The sequence below is a fragment of the Rhodoferax sp. LS1P39 genome, assembly GCF_056521425.1.
Genome location: NZ_JBWMAV010000002.1, coordinates 539,701 through 560,415, shown reverse-complemented (window position 1 = coordinate 560,415; position 20,715 = coordinate 539,701). Strand labels below are relative to the sequence as shown.

Below are 20,715 nucleotides of genomic sequence, written 5' to 3'. Positions count from 1 at the left end.
CCTGTAACACCCGACTGGTAAAGTGAGTCGCTAGGCCATTTGGGTGCAACAAAACGCCGCTATTGAAATTTGTATGTTGAACCAGGTTTGTACGCTAATCAGCGGGCCTGCTGTTTCCCCAGAAAGTTCCTCCAAAATCTTATGACCCACCGTCTGGTTCGCGCATTCTTTTTATCCATCGCTTTATTCGCTATCAACGCCTGGGCACAGCCAAAGCAGGAATTCGTGCTGGGTGCTGGCGACACCATCCGTGTCCAGGTTTTTCAGAATCCAGATCTCACTATTGAAGCCCGTGTTTCAGAGGGCGGCGCCATTACCTATCCGCTGGTGGGGGCGGTTCAATTGGGTGGCTTGTCTATCGGTGCCGCAGAGCAAAAAATTGCAGATGCCCTGGTGCAAGGGGGCTTTGTTCGCAAACCCCAGGTCAACATCATTCTTTTGCTGGTGCGCGGTAGCCAGGTGTCTGTGCTGGGGCAGGTCACCAAGCCTGGGCGTTTTCCGCTGGAAATTGTCAACACGCGCGTCAGTGACATTTTGGCTGCCGCCGGTGGTGCTATCACCGGTGGGGGAGCTTCTCCGGGCGGTGGCGATGTGGTCATCATCACCGGCTTGCGTGAGGGCAAGCCTTTCCGCAAAGAGATAGACATCCCTTCGCTTTACCTGACCGACCGACCCGACGAAGATATTCTGGTGATGGGTGGCGACACGGTGTATGTGCCGCGTGCGCCGGTTTTCTATATCTACGGCGAAGCACAGCGCTCAGGTGTGTACCGCATCGAACGCGGCATGACCGTCATGCAGGCACTGGCCACCGGCGGTGGCCCCACCTTGCGCGGCACCGAAAGAGGCGTGCGCCTGCACCGCAAAAATGCTGCGGGCCGCGTGGAAGAAATTTCTCCGCCCATGACCGATCCGGTTCTTCCCAACGATGTGCTTTACATCCGTGAAAGCCTTTTCTAGGCACGCCCATCTACTATGACCCCCCAGCTTTTTCTGCTCATCCTGCGCGCGCGTTACAAGATAGCGCTCTTGACGCTGATCGCCATTGTGGTTACGACCTTTGTGGTCAGCGTGCGCTTGCCCAAGCAATACATCGCCAGTACCGCACTGGTAATCGATGTCAAGTCGCCCGATCCGGTGGCCGGTGTGGTTCTGCCAGGCTTGATTGCGCCTAGCTACATGGCCACCCAGCTCGACATCATCAACAGTGACCGAGTTGCCCAGCGTGTGGTGCAGCTGATGCACCTGGAAGACCTCCCTGGCATGAAAGAGCGGTGGATGACCGCCACCAAAGGCAAAGGCCAGCTCAACCTGTGGCTCGCTTCGGGCTTGCAGCAAAAGCTGGATGTCAAGCCCTCCAAAGAAAGCAACGTCATCAGCATCGGCTTCTCGGGAACCGACCCGGCCTATGTGGCGGCGGTGGCGAATGCTTTTGCCCAGGCCTACATCGATGTCAACCTCGACCTCAAAATCGAGCCCGCCCGGCAATATGCCAACTGGTTCGAAGGCCAGGCCAAAACTTTGCGTGACCAGCTCGAAAAAGCCCAGGCTGCCCTGACCCAATACCAGGAAAAGAACAACGTCCTGGCCATGGACGAGCAGCGGGTGGACTATGAAAAGGCCAAGCTCAGCGAACTCTCGCAGGTCTTGACCACCGTGCAGGCCCAAACCTCCGATAGCTCCAGCAAGCGCCAATCCAGCGGCAACTCAGACACGCTGTCGGATGTGATGCAAAACCCGGTCATCGTGAGTCTCAAGTCCGATGTCAATCGGCTCGAATCCAAATTGCAAGACAGCAATGTCAATCTTGGCCAAAACCATCCGCAAACGCAAAGCATGCAGTCGGAGCTGGCATCCCTGAAGAGCAGGCTGGCGGCAGAAACCCGGCAAATTTCCAGCAGCATCAACACCTCCTACCAGGTGGGTCGGCAACGCGAAAAAGAACTGGCCCAGGCGATTGAGTCGCAGAAAAAGCGCGTGATCGATCTGAGCCAGCAGCGCGACGAAATCACCATCCTCAAGCGCGAAGTCGAAACCGCGCAGCGCGCTTTCGACACCGTCAGCACAAAATCCATGCAAACCCGCATGGAAAGCCAAACGGTGCAGACCAACGTGGCCGTTCTTACCCCTGCCGCGGAGCCCACGGCACCGGCCAAGCCCAATATCTTGATCAACGTTGCCGCCTCCATCATCATGGGAACCATGCTGGGGCTGGGCATTGCGCTGCTGCAAGAGCTCATCAACCGCCGCGTGCGCTCTGCGGAAGACCTGGCATCCATCACCAACCTTCCAGTGCTTGCCTCTATTGCATCGGTGGCCACACCGCCGCGGTGGCGTGATCTTCTGAACCCCTTGTTTAAGCGCCGATCGCGTGTCGGTGCGGCAGCGACTTGAATGCGATTCGGAACCCAATTATGAAAGCGATGGACGCTCCCCTCTACGCCAACCTGGGCACCGCTGGTGCTACCCGCTCTATCGGCGCCATTCTGGTCGATGCAGGCCGCCTCACCCCTGAGAACGCCGAACGCATCCTGCGCATGCAAAAAGAGCAGGGCAAGCGCTTTGGTGATGCCGCCATCCAACTAGGGCTGCTCACCGAGGACGACATTCGGTTTGCCCTGTCGCACCAGTTTGACTACTCCTACCTGCCTGCCCGCGACTCCAGCTTTGGCACAGAGCTGGTGGCCGCCTACACGCCTTACAGCAAGGTGGTGGAGCAACTGCGTGCATTGCGTAGCCAGCTCATGCTGCGTTGGTTTGATGCCGAGACGCACCGCAAGGCGCTGGCCATCGTCAGCCCGGGTGCTGGCGATGGCCGCAGTTTTATTGCCGCCAACCTGGCCATCGTGTTCTCGCAACTGGGCGAGCGCACCCTGCTGATCGATGCCGACCTGCGCAAGCCACGCCAGCACGAACTGTTCAAGCTAGGCAACGAATCGGGCCTGTCCAGCATTCTGGCGGGGCGGGCTACCACCCAGGCCATAGTCCGTATTCCATCCCTGCTGGCCTTGTCGGTTCTGCCTGCCGGGCCCACACCGCCTAACCCCCAAGAGCTGCTGGGCCGCCCCGCGTTTTCCGAGCTCTTGCAATCCGTGAGCGCAGATTTCGATATTGTGATTATCGATACGCCCTCTGGTACTGCCTATGCCGACGCGCAAACCATTGCGGTGCGTGCCGGTGCTGCCTTGCTGCTGGCCCGTGAAAACCGCAGCCTGGTTCCCGAGGTGGCACAGCTTATGCTGAGCCTGCAGCAAGCAGGGGCCACGCTGGTGGGTTCCGTCATCAACGATGTTTGAATGCCTTCGCGTACTTACAGCGTATTTGCCAACGGGTAACTCCGTTGTGTGCAAATACAACCATTCAGTCGGCTAAATACCCGCCTCCCATAATCTGGGAGGCACAACCAATCTTTCGTAACTGGAGTTTTAATTGACCACACATAAGATCGCTCTCATTACCGGCGTCACCGGCCAAGACGGTGCCTATCTTGCAGAGTTTCTGCTTAAGAAGGGCTATGAGGTGCACGGTATCAAGCGGCGCAGCTCGCTGTTCAATACCGACCGTATTGACCACCTGTACCAAGACCCGCATATGGACGGTCGCAAGTTTGTGCTGCATCACGGTGATCTGACCGACTCCACCAGCCTGGTCCGCATCATCCAAAAAGTGCAACCCGACGAAATCTATAACCTGGCGGCGCAAAGCCACGTGGCGGTGTCGTTCGAAGAACCCGAGTACACCGCCAACGCCGACGGCATTGGCGCGCTGCGTATCCTGGAAGCCATGCGCATCCTGGGCCTGGAAAAGAAGACCCGTTTCTACCAGGCATCCACCAGCGAACTTTATGGCCTGGTGCAAGAAATCCCCCAAAAGGAAACCACGCCTTTCTACCCGCGCAGCCCTTACGCGGTAGCCAAGATGTATGCCTACTGGATCACGGTGAACTACCGCGAGGCCTATGGCATGTACGCCTGCAACGGCATTTTGTTCAACCACGAAAGCCCCGTGCGCGGCGAAACCTTCGTGACCCGCAAGATCACGCGCGCCATCTCCCGCATCGCGCTGGGCCTGCAAGAAAGCCTGTTCCTCGGCAACATGAGCGCGCTGCGCGACTGGGGCCACGCACGCGACTACGTCGAGATGCAGTGGCTGATGCTGCAGCAAGACAAAGCCGAAGACTTCGTGATCGCCACTGGCGTGCAATACAGCGTGCGCCAATTTGTGGAGTTTGCAGGTGCCGAGCTGGGCATCACCATTCGCTTTGAAGGCGAGGGCGAGAACGAAGTCGGCATCGTCGACAAGGTCGAAGGCGACCAGGCCAAGTGCAAGGTGGGTGACGTGATCGTCAAGGTCGACCCACGCTACTACCGCCCCACAGAAGTCGAAACCCTGCTGGGCGATGCCACCAAGGCGCGCGTCAAGCTGGGCTGGACACCGGCGACTTCGCTGCGCGAACTGGTGAGCGAAATGGTGCAGTCCGACTATTCCGCCGCCAAGCGCGACGCGCTGGTCAAACTCGCCGGTTTCAACACCTACGACCACCACGAGTAATGCCCATGGACCGTGATACGAAAATATTCGTTGCCGGCCATCGCGGCATGGTGGGCTCGGCCATTGTGCGCAAGCTCCAGGCCAAAGGCTACAGACATATCGTCACCCGCACCCACAAGGAACTCGACCTGCTGGACCAGGCTGCAGTGCGGAAATTCATGCAGTCTGAGAAACCGGGCTACATCTTTCTGGCCGCGGCCAAGGTGGGTGGCATCCACGCCAACAACGTCTACCGTGCCGACTTCATCTACCAAAATCTGATGATCGAGGCCAACGTCATTGGTGCGGCGCACGAAGCCGGTGTGCAGCGCATGCTGTCGCTGGGCTCCAGCTGCATCTACCCGCGCGACTGCCCTCAGCCTATCAAGGAAGAGTATTTGTTGACCGGTCCGCTGGAAGCCACCAACGAGCCCTACGCCATTGCCAAGATCGCAGGCGTAAAGATGTGCGAGTCGTACAACCGCCAGTACGGACGGCATTACGTCAGCGCCATGCCCACCAACCTGTATGGCCCCAACGACAACTACGACCTGAACAACTCGCACGTGCTGCCCGCGCTGATCCGCAAGGCACACGAGGCCAAGCTGCGTGGTGACAAACAACTTGAAGTCTGGGGCTCCGGCAAACCCATGCGCGAGTTTCTGCACGTGGACGACATGGCCGATGCCAGCGTGTTCCTCATGGAAAACGAAGGCGTGAACGACGGCCTGTACAACGTGGGCACCGGCACCGATGTCACCATCCGCGAGCTGGCCGAAACCATCAAGGCGGTGGTGGGGTTTGAGGGCGAGCTGGCCTTCGATGCCTCCAAGCCAGACGGCACCCCGCGCAAGCTGCTCGACGTATCGCGACTGGGTGCCATGGGTTGGACAGCCAGCATTGATTTGAAGCGCGGCATTGAAATGACGTACAAGGACTTTAGTGCCTCGGTGGCGTGACGGACGAGGCCTATTACAGCGGAGCGAAGCCGTGCGCAATTCGGACCAGCCTTGCAGATTGGATGTCTCATGAATGCCGGCTGGTTTAAGTACCTCCCCATCTCTGTTCGGAAGAGACTCGACGGGCGCCAGGGGCTCCAGGCAATACTTGGAAATAGCAGCTGGCTCTTTGCAGACAAAATTCTCCGGATGGGAGTGGGGCTTATCGTCGGAGTCTGGGTGGCAAGGTACTTAGGTCCATCAGGACTTGGAGTTCTTAGCTATGCCGGAGCTTTCGGTGGGCTGTTCGGTACCTTTGCCTCACTGGGTTTGGATAACATCGTTATCCGTGAATTGATAAAGAACCCAGAAAGAGAAGATGCGTTACTAGGTACCGCATTTGCTTTGAAGTTAGTTGGCGGAGTATTAACTATTCTTATAACGATGGTTGCAATAATGTTTTTGCGCCCAGGTGAAACGGAAGTTTTTATACTTGTTGGGTTAACTGCTGCTGGCTTTATATTTCAATCGTTCAATGTCATAGATTTCTATTTCCAGGCTACGGTAAAGTCAAAATACACCGTAATTGCGGCAAATAGTGCATTTGTACTAATGACACTAGTTAAGATAGTGATGCTATTAACTTCCGCGTCACTTATTGGATTTGGCCTGGTTGGTTTGGGTGAAGTTGCCTTGACCTCATTTTTTCTAGTTCTGGCGTATAAGAAAAATCTAAAAAAAATTAAAACTTGGCGATACAGAAAAGACGTAGCCCGCGAAATGCTTTCACACAGTTGGCCATTGATTCTATCTGGCTTAACTGTAATGATCTACATGCGGATCGATCAAATCATGATCGGCCAAATGCTTGGAGATAAAGAGGTTGGACTATTTTCTGTTGCTGTCCGACTCAGTGAGATTTGGTATTTTGTACCGATGGGAATTGCCAGTTCTGTTTTTCCTGCAATTATGAGTGCCAAGAAGCAAAGTGAAGCACTCTATCTTGCAAGAATTCAACAGTTATACGATTTCATGACTTGGCTCGGCATATTTGTGGCGGTAGTTGCAACGTTGCTGGCTCCATTCGCTATTAATTTAATGTATGGCGAAGCTTACGCTGAAACCGCATCTGTTTTTTCAATACAGATATGGGCAGGAGTCGCGGTATGTATGTCGTTCGCTCATGGAAAGTGGCTTATTACAGAGAACTTACAAAAGTACAGTATGTATTACACCGCTTTCGGGGCAGTTCTGAATGTGGCATTTAATTTAATCCTAATTCCTATTTATGGAATAAAAGGTGCAGCAATTGCTACGCTTATTGCTCAATTTAGTCCGAATATTTTGCAAATTTTTATAAGACCGGCGCGCCAGAATTTAAAGATGATGTTGATTTCATTGATTGCGCCTTATAAGTACGGATGTAAATTTTTTAAAAAACTGAAACGACTGTAGGTCTTTAATGATTATTCATAAAATTATTAAAAGAATTCAATATTATCGATGGAAATTCGATGACTATTACTGGCGTATTAGTGTTCCAAAAATTTTAAAGGAACAAGGGCTGATTTTTCAGAACTGCCGATTTTATGGCTTGCCAATAATTGAGAAGCATGAGAAGTCTGTAATTGAACTGAGCAAAAACGTTGTTCTGTGCTCGGTGTCGACTCATACCGCTTTGGGTGTTAATCACCCCGTTATTCTTAGGACATTGCGCGAAGGTGCTCAGATTAGGGTTGGCGAAAACTCCGGATTGAGTGGGACGAGTATCTGTGCAATGAAATCTGTATCGATTGGCCGTAACTGCTTGATAGGTGCTAATGTAACTATTGCTGATACAAATTTCCACTCATTAAAATCTGAAAATAGGCGATTTAATAATAAATTTGAAGAAATCGATAGTTCTCCGGTTGTAATTGAAGATAATGTTTTTATTGGAACTGGATGTTTTATTTTAAAAGGGGTCACTATTGGGGAAAATAGTGTCGTAGGAGCTGGATCGGTTGTAACTAGAAGCATCTCGGCAAATAAGATTGCGGCTGGTAATCCGGCTAAAATTATTGGGGAAATTTGACGTGGATAGTTTGTATATTATATTGCCCGTTCATAATCGCATAAAAATAACAGAGAAATTTATTGATTGCTTATCTCGGCAAACATTTCGGAACTATAAATTAATTTTAATAGATGATGGTTCTACAGATGGTACCGCTGATATGGTTTCTGAAAATATTTCAAATAGCGTTATTTTGCGTGGACAGGGTAATTGGTGGTGGGGCGGGAGTTTGGAGAAAGGGCGAAAATGGTTGGAAGACCAATCTGTTGCAGCAGACTCACTGATTTTGATAATCAACGATGATGTGGCGGTGGAGGAAAATTATCTCCAGCAAGGCATTGATATGATGAAATCAAGAAAGGGATGTTTACTACTTTCTCAATACAAGAGTGAAAATGGTAAGGTTTCCGAATCTGGCGTTCATTTTGATTTGAAAAATATTACTTTTCAACCGGCAAAAAATTCTCATCAAATTAACTGCCTCTCAACCCGCGGCCTTTTTCTACATTGGTCAGATTTTTTGGTTATAGGCGGATTCTATCCAAAATTGCTGCCCCATTATTTATCCGATTACGAGTTTACTATTCGTGCCCATAGAAAAGGGCTTAAATGTCAGACCGACCCCGAATTATTTCTCGTTCAAAATGAGGAAACTACGGGGTACCATAAAATTGAAGAAGTTAGTTTTCTTAAGTTTTTAAAGAAGTTTTTTTCCAAGCGATCTACAAATAATCCGATTTACTGGACTGTTTTTATATTTTTAGTTGCCGATAGAAAATTTTTGATGAAAAATTTGTACTGGTTTTGGAAGAACTCTATTCATGTAGTAATGCAGGCTTACCGTAGTTCGAGGACCCAATGACTGCTCCAATAGCTTTGTTTGTTTACAACCGACCAGAACACACAAAAAAAACTGTAGAGGCTCTTAAGAAAAACTTTCTTGCCTCAAAGAGTGATTTGATAATTTTCTCGGATGCACCTAAAAACTCAAATGCAGTGGAAGCTGTGAGTCTGGTGCGAAAGTACATCAAGACAATTGATGGATTCAACTCTGTAGTTATTGTCGAAAGAGATTCGAACTGGGGATTGGCTCGTTCAATAATTGATGGCGTAAGCCAGCTTTGCAACAAGTATGGTCGGGCTATCGTTCTTGAAGATGATTTGGTCAGTTCTCCTTATTTCTTGACTTTCATGAATGAGGGGCTGAACTTTTACCAAGACAAACCAGAGATCATGCATATCTCCGGTAGCACCTATCCTGTTGATGTAAATAAAAAAGTCGATACTTACTTTTTGAAATTGCCATTGTGTTGGGGTTGGGCAACTTGGGATAGAGCCTGGCGTGATTTTCAAAAAGATATCGCTGTCATGGATAAATTTACGCCAGATTCCATATCGAGATTTAATTTTGATAATTCAAATCCTACATATTGGGGTCAACTTGAAGCCAATCGCCAAGGTAGGATAAGCACTTGGTTTATATTTTGGTATGCAACTATTTTTTTAAAGAATGGATTGGTTCTTTTCCCTCAGCAATCATTGTTGCAAAACATCGGAATGGATGGCACGGGTGTGCATTGCGATGCTAATGATGACTACACCGTTGAAATGAGTTCAGAGCCTATAAAAATAGCGGATATTCCACTGGTTGAGTCTAACGAGGCTTTTGCTAGGCATAAGAAATACTTTAAAACACTGCAGCCATCTATTTTCTCTAGAGTAGTAGGGAAAATTAATCGCATCATCGGTGGTTTAAGTAAATGAGATCGGAAATAACCGATCGATTAATTTGGTCACTGTACAGACGGCATAAGCTTGCTCGTAGAGTTGAATGTTTAACTACGTCCCCAATTTCATATGTTAACGGGAATACCAAGTTTGAGGGCTTTAATCGGGTATTTGATAGGGCGGTAGTTGGGGATGCAACGGTCGGTCGTTTTACATATTTTGCTCCTGATTCCCGGGCTTACAATGTTTCAATAGGCCGATTTTGCAGCATTGGTCCCCATGCTTTAATCGGTGGTATGGGTGTTCATCCTAGTAACTGGTTGTCGAGTCATCCAGCTTTCTTCTCCACAAAAGGTCAAACGGGGCCGGTAACATTTTCCGATAAGGACTATGTGGACGAGCAACCGTCTGTGACTATTGGCAATGATGTTTGGATTGGTGCCCGCGCAGTCATTTTGGATGGCCGAAAAATTGGCGATGGGGCAATTATTGGTGCTGGTGCAATAGTTGCTAGGGATGTTGAACCATATGCAATTGTGGGTGGTGTACCTGCCAAGTTGATCAGAATGCGGTTTAGTCCAGAAGTTGTACGTAAATTATTGGAAATAAAGTGGTGGGACTGGTCCATAGATAAGCTGAATGGCGCTGCGCATATATTTCGTGGCGGGGATGATCATGCTGTTCAGGCGTTAATGGACGAGAGTTATAAAATTGATGCTAATGATTGGAAACCAAATGCCCGGCATTAAAATTTCCGTGGTCACCGTCTGCTTCAACGCCGCAAAAAGCATTGAGCGAACGATCCAATCCGTGATGTCCCAGCAGGATGCCGATATTGAGTATGTGGTGGTGGACGGTGCCTCTACCGATGGCACCATGGCCATCGTCTACAAGTACGCAGACCGCATCACTACCATCGTCTCTGAAAAAGATGGCGGCATCTTTGATGCCATGAATAAGGGCATTGCGCTTGCTACCGGCGATGTGGTGTATTTTTTGAATGCCGACGATGCGTTTGCCGACGACCGCGTGCTGGCCGATGTAAGCCGTGCGTTTATGGAAGACCCGTCCAGAACATTCGTTTACGGCAACGTGATCCTGGAAGACGAGCCGGGTGGCCGACTGCGTTTTCCGGCCAGTGCGTTCAAGAAGCGGTCTGTATCGGAGTTTTTGCACAACTCTTTTTGCCACCAGGCGGTGTTTGTGCGGCGCTCGCTGTTCTCGCATCTGGGCACGTTCGACAAGGCCTATAAATATTCGGCCGACTACGAGTGGATCATTCGCGCGTTCAAGCGCAATGGCGGTCGGGACTTCTATTTTCTTGAGCGCGACATCGCTTTTTACTCGTGCCTGGGGCGTAGCAACCAGCATGTGCTGGTGACCCGCAAAGAGGTCAACCGCATGCAGCGCAAGCATTTTGCGTCGCTGGAGTACGCATGGTATTTTTTCCGCTATGTCTGGGTGCGCGGCTTGAAGAAGCGCCTGATGAACGAATCGTATTGAAGTATTGAGAAAGAATTTGCCATGACACCAGCCAGCGTTACAGCTGCACCGCAGGCCACGCTTCCGAAAGTCACGGTGATCACCGTGGTGCTCAATGCCGTGGACCTGATAGAGCGCACGCTGCAAAGTGTGATTGCGCAAGACTATCCCAACCTCGAGTTCATCGTGGTGGATGGCCTGTCCACCGATGGCACGCTGGACATCGTGGCCAAGTACAGCCACGGCATCACCAAGATGGTCAGCGGCAAAGACGGTGGCATTTACCAGGCCATGAACAAGGGTGCCGACCTCGCCACCGGCGAGTGGGTGCTGTTCCAGAATGCGGGCGATTTTTTTGTGGATAGCGGCGTAATCTCGCGGTCGTTCCAAGCCTGCGACTCGGCAAAGTGCGATGTTATCTACGGCGACAGCATCTACGTGTTTGAAGACTACCGTTGGGTCGAGCGCGCCGTGCCACAGGCCACGATGGAAGATGGCCTTGGTTTCTGCCACCAGTCGTGTTTTGTGCGCACCGCCTTGCAAAAAGAATATGGTCTGGATGCCACCGAGCGCGTGGCGGCAGACTATGACTTGGGCCTGCGTTTGCTAAAAGCCGGCAAGGTGTTTCAGCATGTCGATGTGCTGATTACCGAGTTTTTGACGGGCGGCTACTCCGCGCTGGCACCCCAGGATACGGTGCGCCTGCGCCACCGCGTGTACACCAAGTATTTCCCCCGCAGCAAGTTGGTGATGTACGCCAAGCTCTCCAAGCTGGCAGTCAAGCGTAGCCTGAAGGCGGTGTTTCCCAGCAAGGCCTGGGGCGCGCTAAAGCGCCTTCGAGACCGTGGCAGAGCGCTGCCCGCAGAGGGTAGGTAGTGGTGATGGTGAAGCCCGCAGCGCTTATGGGCGGCCTGGCCTGGCTGGCACTGTGCGTGGTGGCGGGCATGGGTGCGGTGTCGTATGGTGCCTGGGTGGACGAGAAGTTGATTCGTATCGTTCTGGTGCCCGCGGCGCTGTTTTTGGTGTTTCTGTTTTTTGCAGACAAAGCCAGGCTGTTCCTGCTGCTGATTTTGGTGCGGGTGGCCATCGACCCCGTGATTGAGGCCACGCGGGCCGGTGCCTTGAGCGCGGGCGCCTTGATGAACCTGCTGGTTTTGCTGATCGCCTTTTTGATGTTCGTGGAAAAGCCCAAGGTGGTGGCATCGGTGGTGATTCCGATGTGGCTTCCACTGGTGTTGGTCATGGCGCTTGCCGCATTGCGTGCGCCCGAGCTGGGCAAAGGTATTCGGGTGTTTCTGGGCTACCTGACCAGCGTGGCCGTGTTCATCGTGCCTTTTTACCTGAAGCAATGCCAGAAGGATTTGGGCTTCACCATTCGCATCGTGCTGCTGTCATCGGTGGTGCCCGCGTTCTACGGTTTTGTCGACTTTGCGCAAGGCGGTATGGGCGGTGTTAATGGCAACCGGGTAAGCAGCGTGTTTCCGCATGCCAACATTTTTGCGTTTTACCTGCTGGTGGTGATCACGCTGGCTTTCTACATGGCAAAGAGCGAGGTACTGAAGGTGCCGCGCGTGCAGCGGTGGATACTTTTCGCCTATATCGGCGTGCTGTTCGCCGATCTGCTGCTCACCAAAACCCGCAGTGCATGGGCCGCTTGCGCGGTGGTATTTTTGATGTACGGCCTGATTTTTGAGCGCCGTTACCTGGTCTACATGGTGATTGGGGGCATGCTGGCCATGCTGGTGCCCGACGTGCGAGAGAGGGTGCTTGAGCTGGATTCGGCCAAGGTGTATTGGACCAACAACATGCCGTCCAACTCCTACGAATGGCGCAAGATGATCTGGGAATCGGGCATCGGCTTCATGCAGTGGTGGTCGTACCCGCTGGGTTACGGATCGCAGTCGTTTGCTTTTTATTCAATCGATTTTTTCCCCTTGGCCAATGGGGGTAACTGGGGGGCGCACAATGTGTATGTGCAGTGGCTGTTTGAAGCCGGCATTCTGGGTTTGGCTTGTGCCGCCTGGCTGTACTTCCGCATCTTTTCCATCCTCAAGCTGGGCATGCAGGGCGACAAGCTTGGCACCGTGATCGTGATTGCGGTGGTGATTGAATACTTGGTAGTGTCTTATTCAGACAATATGCTGGACTACCTTGCGTTCAACTGGTACTTCTGGTTTGTGATTGGTACCGCCTGCGCCATCATCGTGCGGCAGCAGGCACTACTGGCTAGTCCGCAGGTGAATCCGCAGAACAGTGTGGGCTTGCGGCCCGACCCCTTGACTTCCACGTCTGTCTAGCGGGGTTTCTCCGCAGAAAGGTCTTCGCCATGAAAAGCACCACCAAGTTCATATTTCGCACCGGGAGCGCATGGCTCCTGGCCGCGCAGCTCGCACTGGTTTCTATGCCGACCCAAGCAGACATCCCTGCGGCTGCTGCGGACGCTTTGATGACAGATTCTGTGTTTGCGCCAGAAAGCTTTTGGTACACGCCCATTCCCGCAGATGCGCCGCTGCACGCCAATTCAGCCCGCTTTGTAGAGTCGTTTCTGAGGCAGAAAAAAACTTACTACAACACGGTGGCCATCAATTTCGAGTCGTGGGCAAGCCCCGTGTATGTGGTGGGCCCCGACACGCCCAAAAAGCGCATTGACCAATGGGTGTGCATGCCCAAGTTTGGACGCGACCCGGGCCTGCCGCAGCAGTGGGCCGAGGTGCCGTGGCCCGACTACGCGGTACCCGCTGGCGGCAGCGATGCGGAAATGACCATCTACCAGCCGTCCACCGACACCATCTGGGAATTCTGGCTGACCCGCAAGGTAGGTGAACAGTGGCAGGCCTGCTGGGGAGGGCGCATGCAAAACGCTTCCAAAAACGATGGACGCTGGCCTGGTTACTATGGCACCACGGCCACAGGCCTGCCATTTCTGGGCGGGCAGATCACGGCCGAAGAGCTGCGCCGCGGCGAGATTCGCCACGTGATTGGCATTGCCCTGCCCGAGCTGGAGGCGGCCAACGTTTTCTCTTGGCCCGCCAAGCGGTCCGATGGGGCGAATCCCCAAAAAGAGCCCAACCGCATTCCGGAAGGCCTGCGGTTCCGTCTGGACCCCAGCGTCAATGTAGATGCCTTGAAAATGCGCCCCGCGGGCAAGGTGATCGCCAAGGCTGCGCAGATTTACGGGTTTGTGGTGTGGGACTACGCGGGTGCCATCGGTATCCGTGCCCAAAACCCCAAGTCTTACACTGCCGCCGGGCTGCCCAATCCGTACCCCGCCATTTTGAACAACGCGCCGGCCTGGGCCATTCTGGATGGCTTCCCCTGGGACAAGCTGCAGTTTTTGCCCCATGACTACGGCAAGCCGTAATGGGCACGTCGGGCCGCATCCACTAGAACACCTTGCTTAAATTTCTCAAATTGGCCGCCATGGTGGTCAGCGGCATACGTCTTGTGCCCCATATGCTGCTGCTATGCATTAGTGCCCGCCGCACCGTCATCCACCAGGACCTGGACCGCTGGGGTGCCGTGATCTGCGGGGCGCGGCCCCACGGAACCCTGGCATCTATGGGGCTGTTTGTGCGGTTCATGACCTTCAATCCAGAGTACCGCAACCTCTTCTACTACCGCGTGGGAATCGTCGGGTTGCTGTTGTCATGGCTGTGCCGCCCCATGCCGTCGCTCTACATCCACACAAAAAAAATCGGTGGTGGGCTGTTCATCCAGCATGGCTTTGCCACCATCATCGCGGCGGCGGAGATCGGACAAAACTGCTGGATCAACCAGCAAGTGACCCTAGGCTTCTCAAACGCTACAGATGCCCCCACGCTGGGCGACAACGTGACCATCTCCGCAGGGGCCAAGGTCATCGGCAAGGTGACGGTGGGCGCGAATTCGCAGGTGGGTGCCAATGCGGTGGTGGTCAAGGATGTACCGCCAAACTGCACGGTGGTGGGCGTGCCTGCCTACATCGTTCGAAAAGATGGCATCAAGGTGCGCATGGACCTGTAGTAGAAGCCACGCTTGGCACGCACTTCGCTTGGGGTATTTCCATGGATAGAGGGTCTGCGCCGGGGCGCGGCGCAATTTTTACCGAGTGACTCGGCCAGTGTTTAAACCGGAGCCTGCTCAAGCACCATGCAACACCACACACACTTCAAGGTCCTGGACGGCTGGCGCGGCCTGAGTATTTGCTTGGTTTTGGTGGCACATATTGTTCCACTGCCTTTTGGCCCCAAAACCATGGATTGGTTGTTTCACAAGCTAAATGCCTGGTCACCGGGGTTTCTGGCCCATGCACCCCAGGCCTGGGCGGTCAATGATTCGGTGGGTATTCTGGGCATGGTGCTGTTTTTTAATTTGTCCGGGTTTTTGATTACCAGTTTTTTATTGCGGCCTAGCGCCACGGTGTCTGATTTTCTGATTCGGCGTTTTTTTCGCATTGTGCCGCTGGTGTGGCTGTTTCTGGCGCTGGTTCTGCCTTTCAGTGAAAGGGCTAATCTTGAAACATGGGCCGCGCATTATTTCTTCTACGCCAACCTGCCACCATCCCATTTAGTGCAATTGACCGATCACCTTTGGAGCCTGTGCGTCGAGATGCAGTTTTATATTGGCGTTGCTATTTTGTTCTTTTTGTTCAGGGCGAAAGGCATTCTGGTTCTTCCCCTTTTTGGTTTGTTTTTTACGCTGTTTCGCATTTACCACCATGTGTACGCGTCCAGCGTCACTTACTTTCGCATGGACGAGATATTGGCGGGGTGCACGTTGGCCCTGGTGTACCAGGGGCGGCTGGGCAGGGTGGGTGAGGGGCTGCTGCGCTTCATGCAAACGGTACCTCGCTGGCCCTTGGTGTTGTTGTTGATCGCTTCTTGCTTTCACCAGGGCGAGTGGCTGAACTTTGCGCGTCCGTATCTGGCTGCTGCGTTGATTGGCGCGACCCTGCTCAATCCGGGCATCGCCATGGTGCAGCGGCTGCAGGCCCGCCCATGGATCTACCTTGCAGGCATTTCCTATGCCTTGTATGTGTGGCACGTAGGGTTGACTGGCACCTGGCTTTGGACCGGTGACACCGTGATGGAGCGCATGGCAAAGCGCCCCTTGTTCCTGGTGGTGCTGTTTGTGCTGGCACACTGCTCCACCTATTACTACGAACACCGCTGGATGGCGCTGGGCAAGGCCCTGTCCGCCAAGTTGCGACCTGCGGCGATCTAGAGCCTGGTCAGCGCCTTTTTGGCTGCGGGTGATAGCAGGCTGCGGTACACACCCAGCGTCTCGTCTGCAATGTTGTCCCAATTGAAGGCCCTGGCGATGTAGGCGATCTGTGCCGCTTTTTGTTCTGGCGTAAAGCTGCACTGTGCGTGGGCCTTGATTCTTTCGCTGGCCAGCGCGATGTTGCCCGCCGGGAAAAACCGGTCTTCGCTGATCTCCACCTGGCGGTTGGCCGGTATGTCGGAAACGATGACCGGTAATCCGTAGCCCATGGCTTCCAGCAGCACAATGGGCAGGCCTTCATGGTACGAGGGAAGGGCAAACAACCCGGCGTGGCTATACAGTTGGACCAGGGGTTGGCCGGTCACAAAGCCGGTCATCACCACATGGGGCATGGCCGATGCTTTGGCCTTGAGGGCCAGGCTATAGGCATCTTCGTGGTCGGCTCCTCCCGCAATGACTAGTTTCCACCCTTCCAGTTGGGCCATGGCAAATGCATCGAGCAGGTCGTGCAGGCCTTTTTCTGGCACAAGGCGGGCGACAGCCAGCAGGTAACGCCCAGGCTCCAGGCCGAACTGTTGCAGCGTGGTGACCGACTCCGACGGAGCCCGCGGCACCACGCCATTCGGTATGACAAAGGGTGTGCAACCATGCCGCTGCCGCAAATGCAGCGCGATGGGTTCGGAGATGGCTACCACCGCACTGGAAAAGCGGCTGCCCATGGTTTCGCCGATGCGCAAAATCGACCGTGCCATGTGGCCCCACTTTGCGCGGTCGTAGTCGGGCCCATGGTTGGTGCTGACCACCCTCAGGCCCAGCAGCCGGGCCAGTGGCACAAAAAGTGAAGGCCCGATGGCATGGATATGAAGAATGTCGGGGTTCAGGGTTCGAGCCTTCAGAACACCCAGAAAGGTGTGCAAAAAAGCCTCCAGCGAGCGCTTGCGTGGGCATGGCAGCGGCACCAATTGCACGCCTTTGTACTCGGTGACCGAAGCGTCCATGTACGGCTTGCGGCCTAGCACCAGTACCTCGTGGCCGCGTGATGCAACCCGGGTGTAGAGATGCTCGCAGTGGGTCTCTACACCCCCCTGGATGTTGGGAAAACCGCGTAGGCCCAAAACAATGATTTTCATGGGTGTGCGCTCATGTAGCCATCACCGACTGGATCCGCTGTGCGATGCCATCGGCCACGTCTTCCCAGGTTTGGTGCTGGGCGAAAGCGATGCGCTTTTCTCGGCTGGCGGCGCTGTCGCCGTCGATGGCTTGGCGCAGCAGCGCGCTGTACTCCGGGTACGAGCGGGCAATGGCCACGTACTCCCGGAAATGCTCGACTTCCAGAATCGACACCGACACGATGGGTTTACCGGTCGCCAGGTACTCGAGCAATTTTTTGGGATTGCGGTAGTTGTTGAATGTGGCTTCGGTCTTGTAGTAGAGGCAGCAAACGTCGAAGCACTGCAGATAGGCGGGCAGCTGCTCGTAGGTGCGTTTGCCCAGAAAGTGCACGTTTTTCAGCGCGTTGACCACCTGCATGTCAGCAAAGATGTCGCCAATGAACACGAAAGAAATGTCGGGGTTGTTCGTGGCCAGGTAGACCAGAAGGTCAATGTCCAGGCTGTTGATTTCGCCCATGTAGCCTGCAATCGGCCCTTGGATTGCGGCGATGTCATCGGGCGTTGCCAGCGTGCGGCTCTGGGCTTGCGAGAAGTGCGGGTAGTTGACACCGTGCCCGGTGTAGAAAGTGTTGGGGTTGAAGGATCTGCGTTCTTCTAATAGCGTGTGGTTCACAAACAGCGCGAGATCGGCCTTGCGGTGCAGGTCGTTTTCTAGCGCGATCATGTAGGCGTGGTCTACACCCGGATAGTGGGGTGTGTTGTCTACGCAGTAGTACACCAAGCACTTGCCATCATCTGCCCGCAGCTTCAAGGCCACGTCTTTGGCGACCAGCACCGTGACCCAGAGGATGGGGTTATCCAGCTTGAGCCACCATTTCAAAAAACGGATCTGAAACAACAGCATCGCCGTATTGAATGCCGATATCGATTTTTGGTACTTTGGAATAATCGGTATCGCAAAAGGCGTAAACACCCAAATATTTTCTTGGGCCTGTTTTACAAACCGTGCAAAGCTTTTTAGCTTCTTGAAAACCCGCTTGTAGGCAAATTTGTCTTTCTTGAAATCCGGCATTTTGATACCGGGAGAATTGACAAACAAAATGCGGTTACGCGCCGACAGCGCCTGCATGATGTGCAGGTTTGAATGGGGGTTGTGAAACCACCAGTCTTCGCCTGCGAAACAAATGATGTTTTGGTTTTGGAGTGTCATTCTTCGAAGTGTTTGGAAGCCGGAGGGGCGGGCGATACGGTAGGCATTTATCGCTGAGTGCGGTTTTGTTACAAATTGATTCTACCGGCAAAGTATTTTGCAAATATTACATATTGTCGCAATACCCGTGCCAACAGGCGTGGCAAACACCCTTACGGGTCTACGCTGTTGCCGCTTTCTAAGCACCTAGCCTGTGGGTACCGGCGCACCTCTCTCCACACCATGACCAGCCTCGGCTTTTTGAGGAGCTAGCTCGGTTTTCGTCTGCGCATTGCCGCTTGCATGGTTCCAAAACCATTCCAAACGTAAGCGGATGCGACTGAATGGGGCGCTGATTCTCCGTGGGGCCTCACTCTGGGGCATCGCGTTGATGTTACTTACATTTGGATTCATTTTGGATGGCTTGATAGCCACAGCGCGTCGGTAAGCTGAAATCGAAATCGGTCAACGGAAACTTCGATGGTCAAAAAGCAAAGCAGGGGGTCCGAATTTCGCGCGGACATCAATGGATTGCGCGCCTGGGCTGTTGCGGTTGTGGTGCTCTACCACTTTGGGGTTCCGGGATTTGCCGGAGGGTTCGTGGGGGTGGACGTCTTTTTTGTGATCTCAGGGCTTTTGATGACCGGGATCGTGGTGGAGGGATTGGAGCGCGGCAGTTTCTCTGTGCCCGCGTTCTACATGGCCCGGGCGCGGCGCATTGTTCCGGCGTTGATGGTTGTGTGTGCTGTGCTGTTGTGTCTGGGTTGGTGGCGGATTCTTCCTGCGGACTACCAGCGACTTGCATCGCATGCGCTTTCCAGCATCTTCTTTCTCTCCAATATGGTGTTCTGGAAAGAGGCTGGGTATTTCGATGTGCACTCGCATGACAAATGGCTTCTGCACACCTGGTCGCTGGCGGTGGAGTGGCAGTTCTATCTGGTGCTGCCGGTGGCTTTGTGGGGGTTATGGAAGTGGGTGCCGGGTCGCCGCTCGGCTACCTGGGCCTTGGCGGTCAGCTTTATCGTTTCACTGGGATTGTGCGTTGCCGTAACCGCATCGAAACCTTCCACGGCCTTCTTTTTGCTGCCCACTCGGGCTTGGGAGATGCTGGCGGGAGGGTTGGTGTATTTGCTGGCCAGTCCCACGGCACTTACTACACGCCACCGCGTTGCACTGGAGCTGTGCGGCCTGGGCTTGATCGTGGCTTCCGTGTTGAGTTTTGACGCAGGCTCGGCTTGGCCTGGCTGGCGTGCGCTGCTGCCGGTACTGGGCTCCGCCATGGTTTTGGCGTCGGGCCGTGGCCAATCCCTATGGACCGGCAACACCCTGGCCCAGTGGCTGGGCAGCAGGTCCTATTCGCTGTACCTGTGGCATTGGCCTATCGTCGTCGCCTTGCGTTATGCCGACCTCCAAAGTGCGCACTGGGCCGTGGCAGCAGGGCTGGCGTTGACGGGGATGTTGGGACACTTGTCTTTCCACCTAGTCGAAACGCCCGCACGGCGCTTGTTCAGTCGGCTTTCATTCGGTGTGAGTGTGGGCAGTCTGGCCGGAACAGCCGCCCTATTGGCAATGGGATGCGGGGCGGTAGTACTCAAAAATGGTGTTGCGGGACGCTTTGACCCGACCATTGAGCAGGCCAGCCAGGCCGCGCTGGACCGCAATCTGCGACGTGCCGACTGCCATGCGGGCAAAGGGATGGCCTCGCCCTCATGTCTTTATGGCACTGGCCCGCTCAAGGCCATCGTGCTGGGCGATAGCCATGCGGATGCAGTCATGTCGGCAGTGGCCGCAGCGGTACCGTCTGATGCGCCTGGCTCCGTGATGCAGTGGTCCTACAGTGCATGCCCGATCATTCAGGGCGCACATCGAACCGCAATGGACCCGACCAATGAATGTGCTGGCTTTGTGGACTGGGCCTTGGCGCAGCTGGAAAAAGTGCCCAGTGATGTCCCGGTGGTTGTGGTAAATCGCCACGGCCAATACGCCTTCGGTAAATTCGTCGAAGGCCCTGCCAACGTGCCATGGGTTTACTTTTCTCGCCCCTACGCGACATCCGAGCCCGCCTTCCTCAAAGAGTATGCGCAACATTTGACCAGCACCGCTTGTACCTTGGCCAAGCGCCACCGTGTGTTCCTGGTCCGACCCATCCCGGAAATGGATGTCGATGTGCCGGGCACTGCTCGTGCCATGCTGTGGGGACGACGCAGCGAAGTGACGGTGTCTTTGGCAGGCTACCACCACCGTAATGCTCTTGTTTGGGCCGCCCAGGACGCTGCACGAGACCAATGCGGTGTCCAAATTCTGGATCCGCTTCCGTACCTGTGCCGTGGGGCGGACTGTTACGGGAAAGAGGCGGGCCGACCGCTCTACTACGACGACAACCATTTGAGTGAGCACGGCAACAAGCTTCTGGTGCCCATGTTTGCCAAAGTATTTGGTGGTGGTTGAAGGTAGGGAGCGGGGCACTTTTTCTGTGCT

The 20,715-nt window shown here is 54.0% G+C and carries 19 protein-coding genes; 17 read left to right on the top strand and 2 right to left on the bottom strand.

All coding sequences use genetic code 11. From position 1 onward, the window contains the following. Positions 1-141: 141 nt before the first annotated feature. From epsE to AC097O_RS05910, 16 genes are all read left to right on the top strand, one after another. The gene (gene epsE / locus AC097O_RS05985) at positions 142-960 is read left to right on the top strand and encodes a polysaccharide export protein EpsE (RefSeq protein WP_479591931.1); all 819 of its coding nucleotides are present in this window, start codon (positions 142-144) and stop codon (positions 958-960) included. A 15-nt stretch (positions 961-975) separates the two neighbouring features. Continuing rightward, positions 976-2,394, top strand: a complete 1,419-nt coding sequence (gene epsF / locus AC097O_RS05980; protein WP_479591930.1) for a chain length determinant protein EpsF — start codon at positions 976-978, stop codon at positions 2,392-2,394. A gap of 20 nt (positions 2,395-2,414) precedes the next feature. Next, entirely contained in the window at positions 2,415-3,296 is an 882-nt protein-coding gene (gene epsG, locus AC097O_RS05975; RefSeq protein ID WP_479591929.1) for a chain length determinant protein tyrosine kinase EpsG, read from the top strand. Positions 3,297-3,429: 133 nt separating this feature from the next. Next, a complete protein-coding gene (gene gmd / locus AC097O_RS05970; RefSeq protein ID WP_479591928.1) occupies positions 3,430-4,551 on the top strand; it encodes a GDP-mannose 4,6-dehydratase in 1,122 nt (373 codons plus the stop codon). A gap of 5 nt (positions 4,552-4,556) precedes the next feature. Continuing rightward, entirely contained in the window at positions 4,557-5,489 is a 933-nt protein-coding gene (gene fcl / locus AC097O_RS05965; protein ID WP_479591927.1) for a GDP-L-fucose synthase, read from the top strand. Between the two features lie 69 nt (positions 5,490-5,558). Continuing rightward, positions 5,559-6,923 (top strand): flippase, encoded by a 1,365-nt coding sequence (locus AC097O_RS05960; protein ID WP_479591926.1) that lies wholly within the window; start codon positions 5,559-5,561, stop codon positions 6,921-6,923. Between the two features lie 7 nt (positions 6,924-6,930). Continuing rightward, positions 6,931-7,542, top strand: a complete 612-nt coding sequence (locus AC097O_RS05955; protein ID WP_479591925.1) for an acyltransferase — start codon at positions 6,931-6,933, stop codon at positions 7,540-7,542. 1 nt (position 7,543) lies between these two features. Further along, the gene (locus AC097O_RS05950; protein WP_479591924.1) at positions 7,544-8,386 is read left to right on the top strand and encodes a glycosyltransferase family 2 protein; all 843 of its coding nucleotides are present in this window, start codon (positions 7,544-7,546) and stop codon (positions 8,384-8,386) included. Next, positions 8,383-9,288 carry a glycosyltransferase family protein gene (locus AC097O_RS05945; RefSeq protein ID WP_479591923.1) on the top strand — a complete coding sequence of 302 codons (906 nt, stop codon included), beginning with the start codon at positions 8,383-8,385 and terminating at the stop codon, positions 9,286-9,288. Before AC097O_RS05950 ends, AC097O_RS05945 begins: the two co-directional genes overlap by 4 nt. Further along, the gene (locus AC097O_RS05940; protein WP_479591922.1) at positions 9,285-10,001 is read left to right on the top strand and encodes a CatB-related O-acetyltransferase; all 717 of its coding nucleotides are present in this window, start codon (positions 9,285-9,287) and stop codon (positions 9,999-10,001) included. The genes AC097O_RS05945 and AC097O_RS05940 overlap by 4 nt, the downstream gene beginning before the upstream one ends. Beyond that, positions 9,988-10,755: a glycosyltransferase family 2 protein gene (locus tag AC097O_RS05935; protein ID WP_479591921.1), complete on the top strand. Its 768-nt coding sequence runs from the start codon at positions 9,988-9,990 to the stop codon at positions 10,753-10,755. The genes AC097O_RS05940 and AC097O_RS05935 overlap by 14 nt, the downstream gene beginning before the upstream one ends. A gap of 21 nt (positions 10,756-10,776) precedes the next feature. After that, positions 10,777-11,610, top strand: a complete 834-nt coding sequence (locus tag AC097O_RS05930; protein ID WP_479591920.1) for a glycosyltransferase family 2 protein — start codon at positions 10,777-10,779, stop codon at positions 11,608-11,610. Positions 11,611-11,615: 5 nt separating this feature from the next. Beyond that, positions 11,616-13,031, top strand: coding sequence for an O-antigen ligase family protein (locus tag AC097O_RS05925; protein WP_479591919.1), 1,416 nt, complete (start codon positions 11,616-11,618; stop codon positions 13,029-13,031). A 149-nt stretch (positions 13,032-13,180) separates the two neighbouring features. Continuing rightward, entirely contained in the window at positions 13,181-14,095 is a 915-nt protein-coding gene (locus AC097O_RS05920; RefSeq protein ID WP_479591918.1) for a DUF4124 domain-containing protein, read from the top strand. A 32-nt stretch (positions 14,096-14,127) separates the two neighbouring features. Further along, on the top strand, positions 14,128-14,736 hold the full coding sequence (locus AC097O_RS05915; protein ID WP_479591917.1) for a serine O-acetyltransferase: 609 nt from the start codon (positions 14,128-14,130) through the stop codon (positions 14,734-14,736). A gap of 126 nt (positions 14,737-14,862) precedes the next feature. Next, complete coding sequence (locus tag AC097O_RS05910) at positions 14,863-15,936, top strand: acyltransferase family protein (protein WP_479591916.1); 1,074 nt, start codon at positions 14,863-14,865, stop codon at positions 15,934-15,936. Here AC097O_RS05910 and AC097O_RS05905 read toward each other — a convergent pair. Both AC097O_RS05905 and AC097O_RS05900 read right to left on the bottom strand, forming a co-directional pair. Continuing rightward, positions 15,933-17,066, bottom strand: coding sequence for a glycosyltransferase family 4 protein (locus AC097O_RS05905; RefSeq protein WP_479591915.1), 1,134 nt, complete (start codon positions 17,064-17,066; stop codon positions 15,933-15,935). The two genes, AC097O_RS05910 and AC097O_RS05905, sit on opposite strands and share 4 nt — an antisense overlap. A 10-nt stretch (positions 17,067-17,076) precedes the next feature. Beyond that, positions 17,077-17,952, bottom strand: coding sequence for a glycosyltransferase (locus tag AC097O_RS05900; RefSeq protein WP_479591914.1), 876 nt, complete (start codon positions 17,950-17,952; stop codon positions 17,077-17,079). A 765-nt stretch (positions 17,953-18,717) separates the two neighbouring features. On the opposite strand from AC097O_RS05900, the gene AC097O_RS05895 reads away from it, so the two are divergent. Further along, on the top strand, positions 18,718-20,685 hold the full coding sequence (locus AC097O_RS05895) for an acyltransferase family protein (protein ID WP_479591913.1): 1,968 nt from the start codon (positions 18,718-18,720) through the stop codon (positions 20,683-20,685). The last annotated feature ends 30 nt before the right edge of the window (positions 20,686-20,715 follow it).

Bases quoted from the DNA above. Each gene is read 5' to 3' on its own strand.
- AC097O_RS05900 (WP_479591914.1), bottom strand. From the start codon at position 17,952: ATGCTGTTGTTTCAGATCCGTTTTTTGAAATGGTGGCTCAAGCTGGAT.
- AC097O_RS05945 (WP_479591923.1), top strand. From the start codon at position 8,383: ATGACTGCTCCAATAGCTTTGTTTGTTTACAACCGACCAGAACACACA.
- AC097O_RS05940 (WP_479591922.1), top strand. From the start codon at position 9,285: ATGAGATCGGAAATAACCGATCGATTAATTTGGTCACTGTACAGACGG.
- AC097O_RS05910 (WP_479591916.1), top strand. From the start codon at position 14,863: ATGCAACACCACACACACTTCAAGGTCCTGGACGGCTGGCGCGGCCTG.
- AC097O_RS05925 (WP_479591919.1), top strand. From the start codon at position 11,616: ATGGTGAAGCCCGCAGCGCTTATGGGCGGCCTGGCCTGGCTGGCACTG.
- AC097O_RS05905 (WP_479591915.1), bottom strand. From the start codon at position 17,066: ATGAAAATCATTGTTTTGGGCCTACGCGGTTTTCCCAACATCCAGGGG.
- AC097O_RS05960 (WP_479591926.1), top strand. From the start codon at position 5,559: ATGAATGCCGGCTGGTTTAAGTACCTCCCCATCTCTGTTCGGAAGAGA.
- AC097O_RS05935 (WP_479591921.1), top strand. From the start codon at position 9,988: ATGCCCGGCATTAAAATTTCCGTGGTCACCGTCTGCTTCAACGCCGCA.
- fcl (WP_479591927.1), top strand. From the start codon at position 4,557: ATGGACCGTGATACGAAAATATTCGTTGCCGGCCATCGCGGCATGGTG.
- epsF (WP_479591930.1), top strand. From the start codon at position 976: ATGACCCCCCAGCTTTTTCTGCTCATCCTGCGCGCGCGTTACAAGATA.
- AC097O_RS05895 (WP_479591913.1), top strand. From the start codon at position 18,718: ATGGTCAAAAAGCAAAGCAGGGGGTCCGAATTTCGCGCGGACATCAAT.
- epsG (WP_479591929.1), top strand. From the start codon at position 2,415: ATGAAAGCGATGGACGCTCCCCTCTACGCCAACCTGGGCACCGCTGGT.
- AC097O_RS05920 (WP_479591918.1), top strand. From the start codon at position 13,181: ATGACAGATTCTGTGTTTGCGCCAGAAAGCTTTTGGTACACGCCCATT.
- AC097O_RS05955 (WP_479591925.1), top strand. From the start codon at position 6,931: ATGATTATTCATAAAATTATTAAAAGAATTCAATATTATCGATGGAAA.
- AC097O_RS05930 (WP_479591920.1), top strand. From the start codon at position 10,777: ATGACACCAGCCAGCGTTACAGCTGCACCGCAGGCCACGCTTCCGAAA.
- epsE (WP_479591931.1), top strand. From the start codon at position 142: ATGACCCACCGTCTGGTTCGCGCATTCTTTTTATCCATCGCTTTATTC.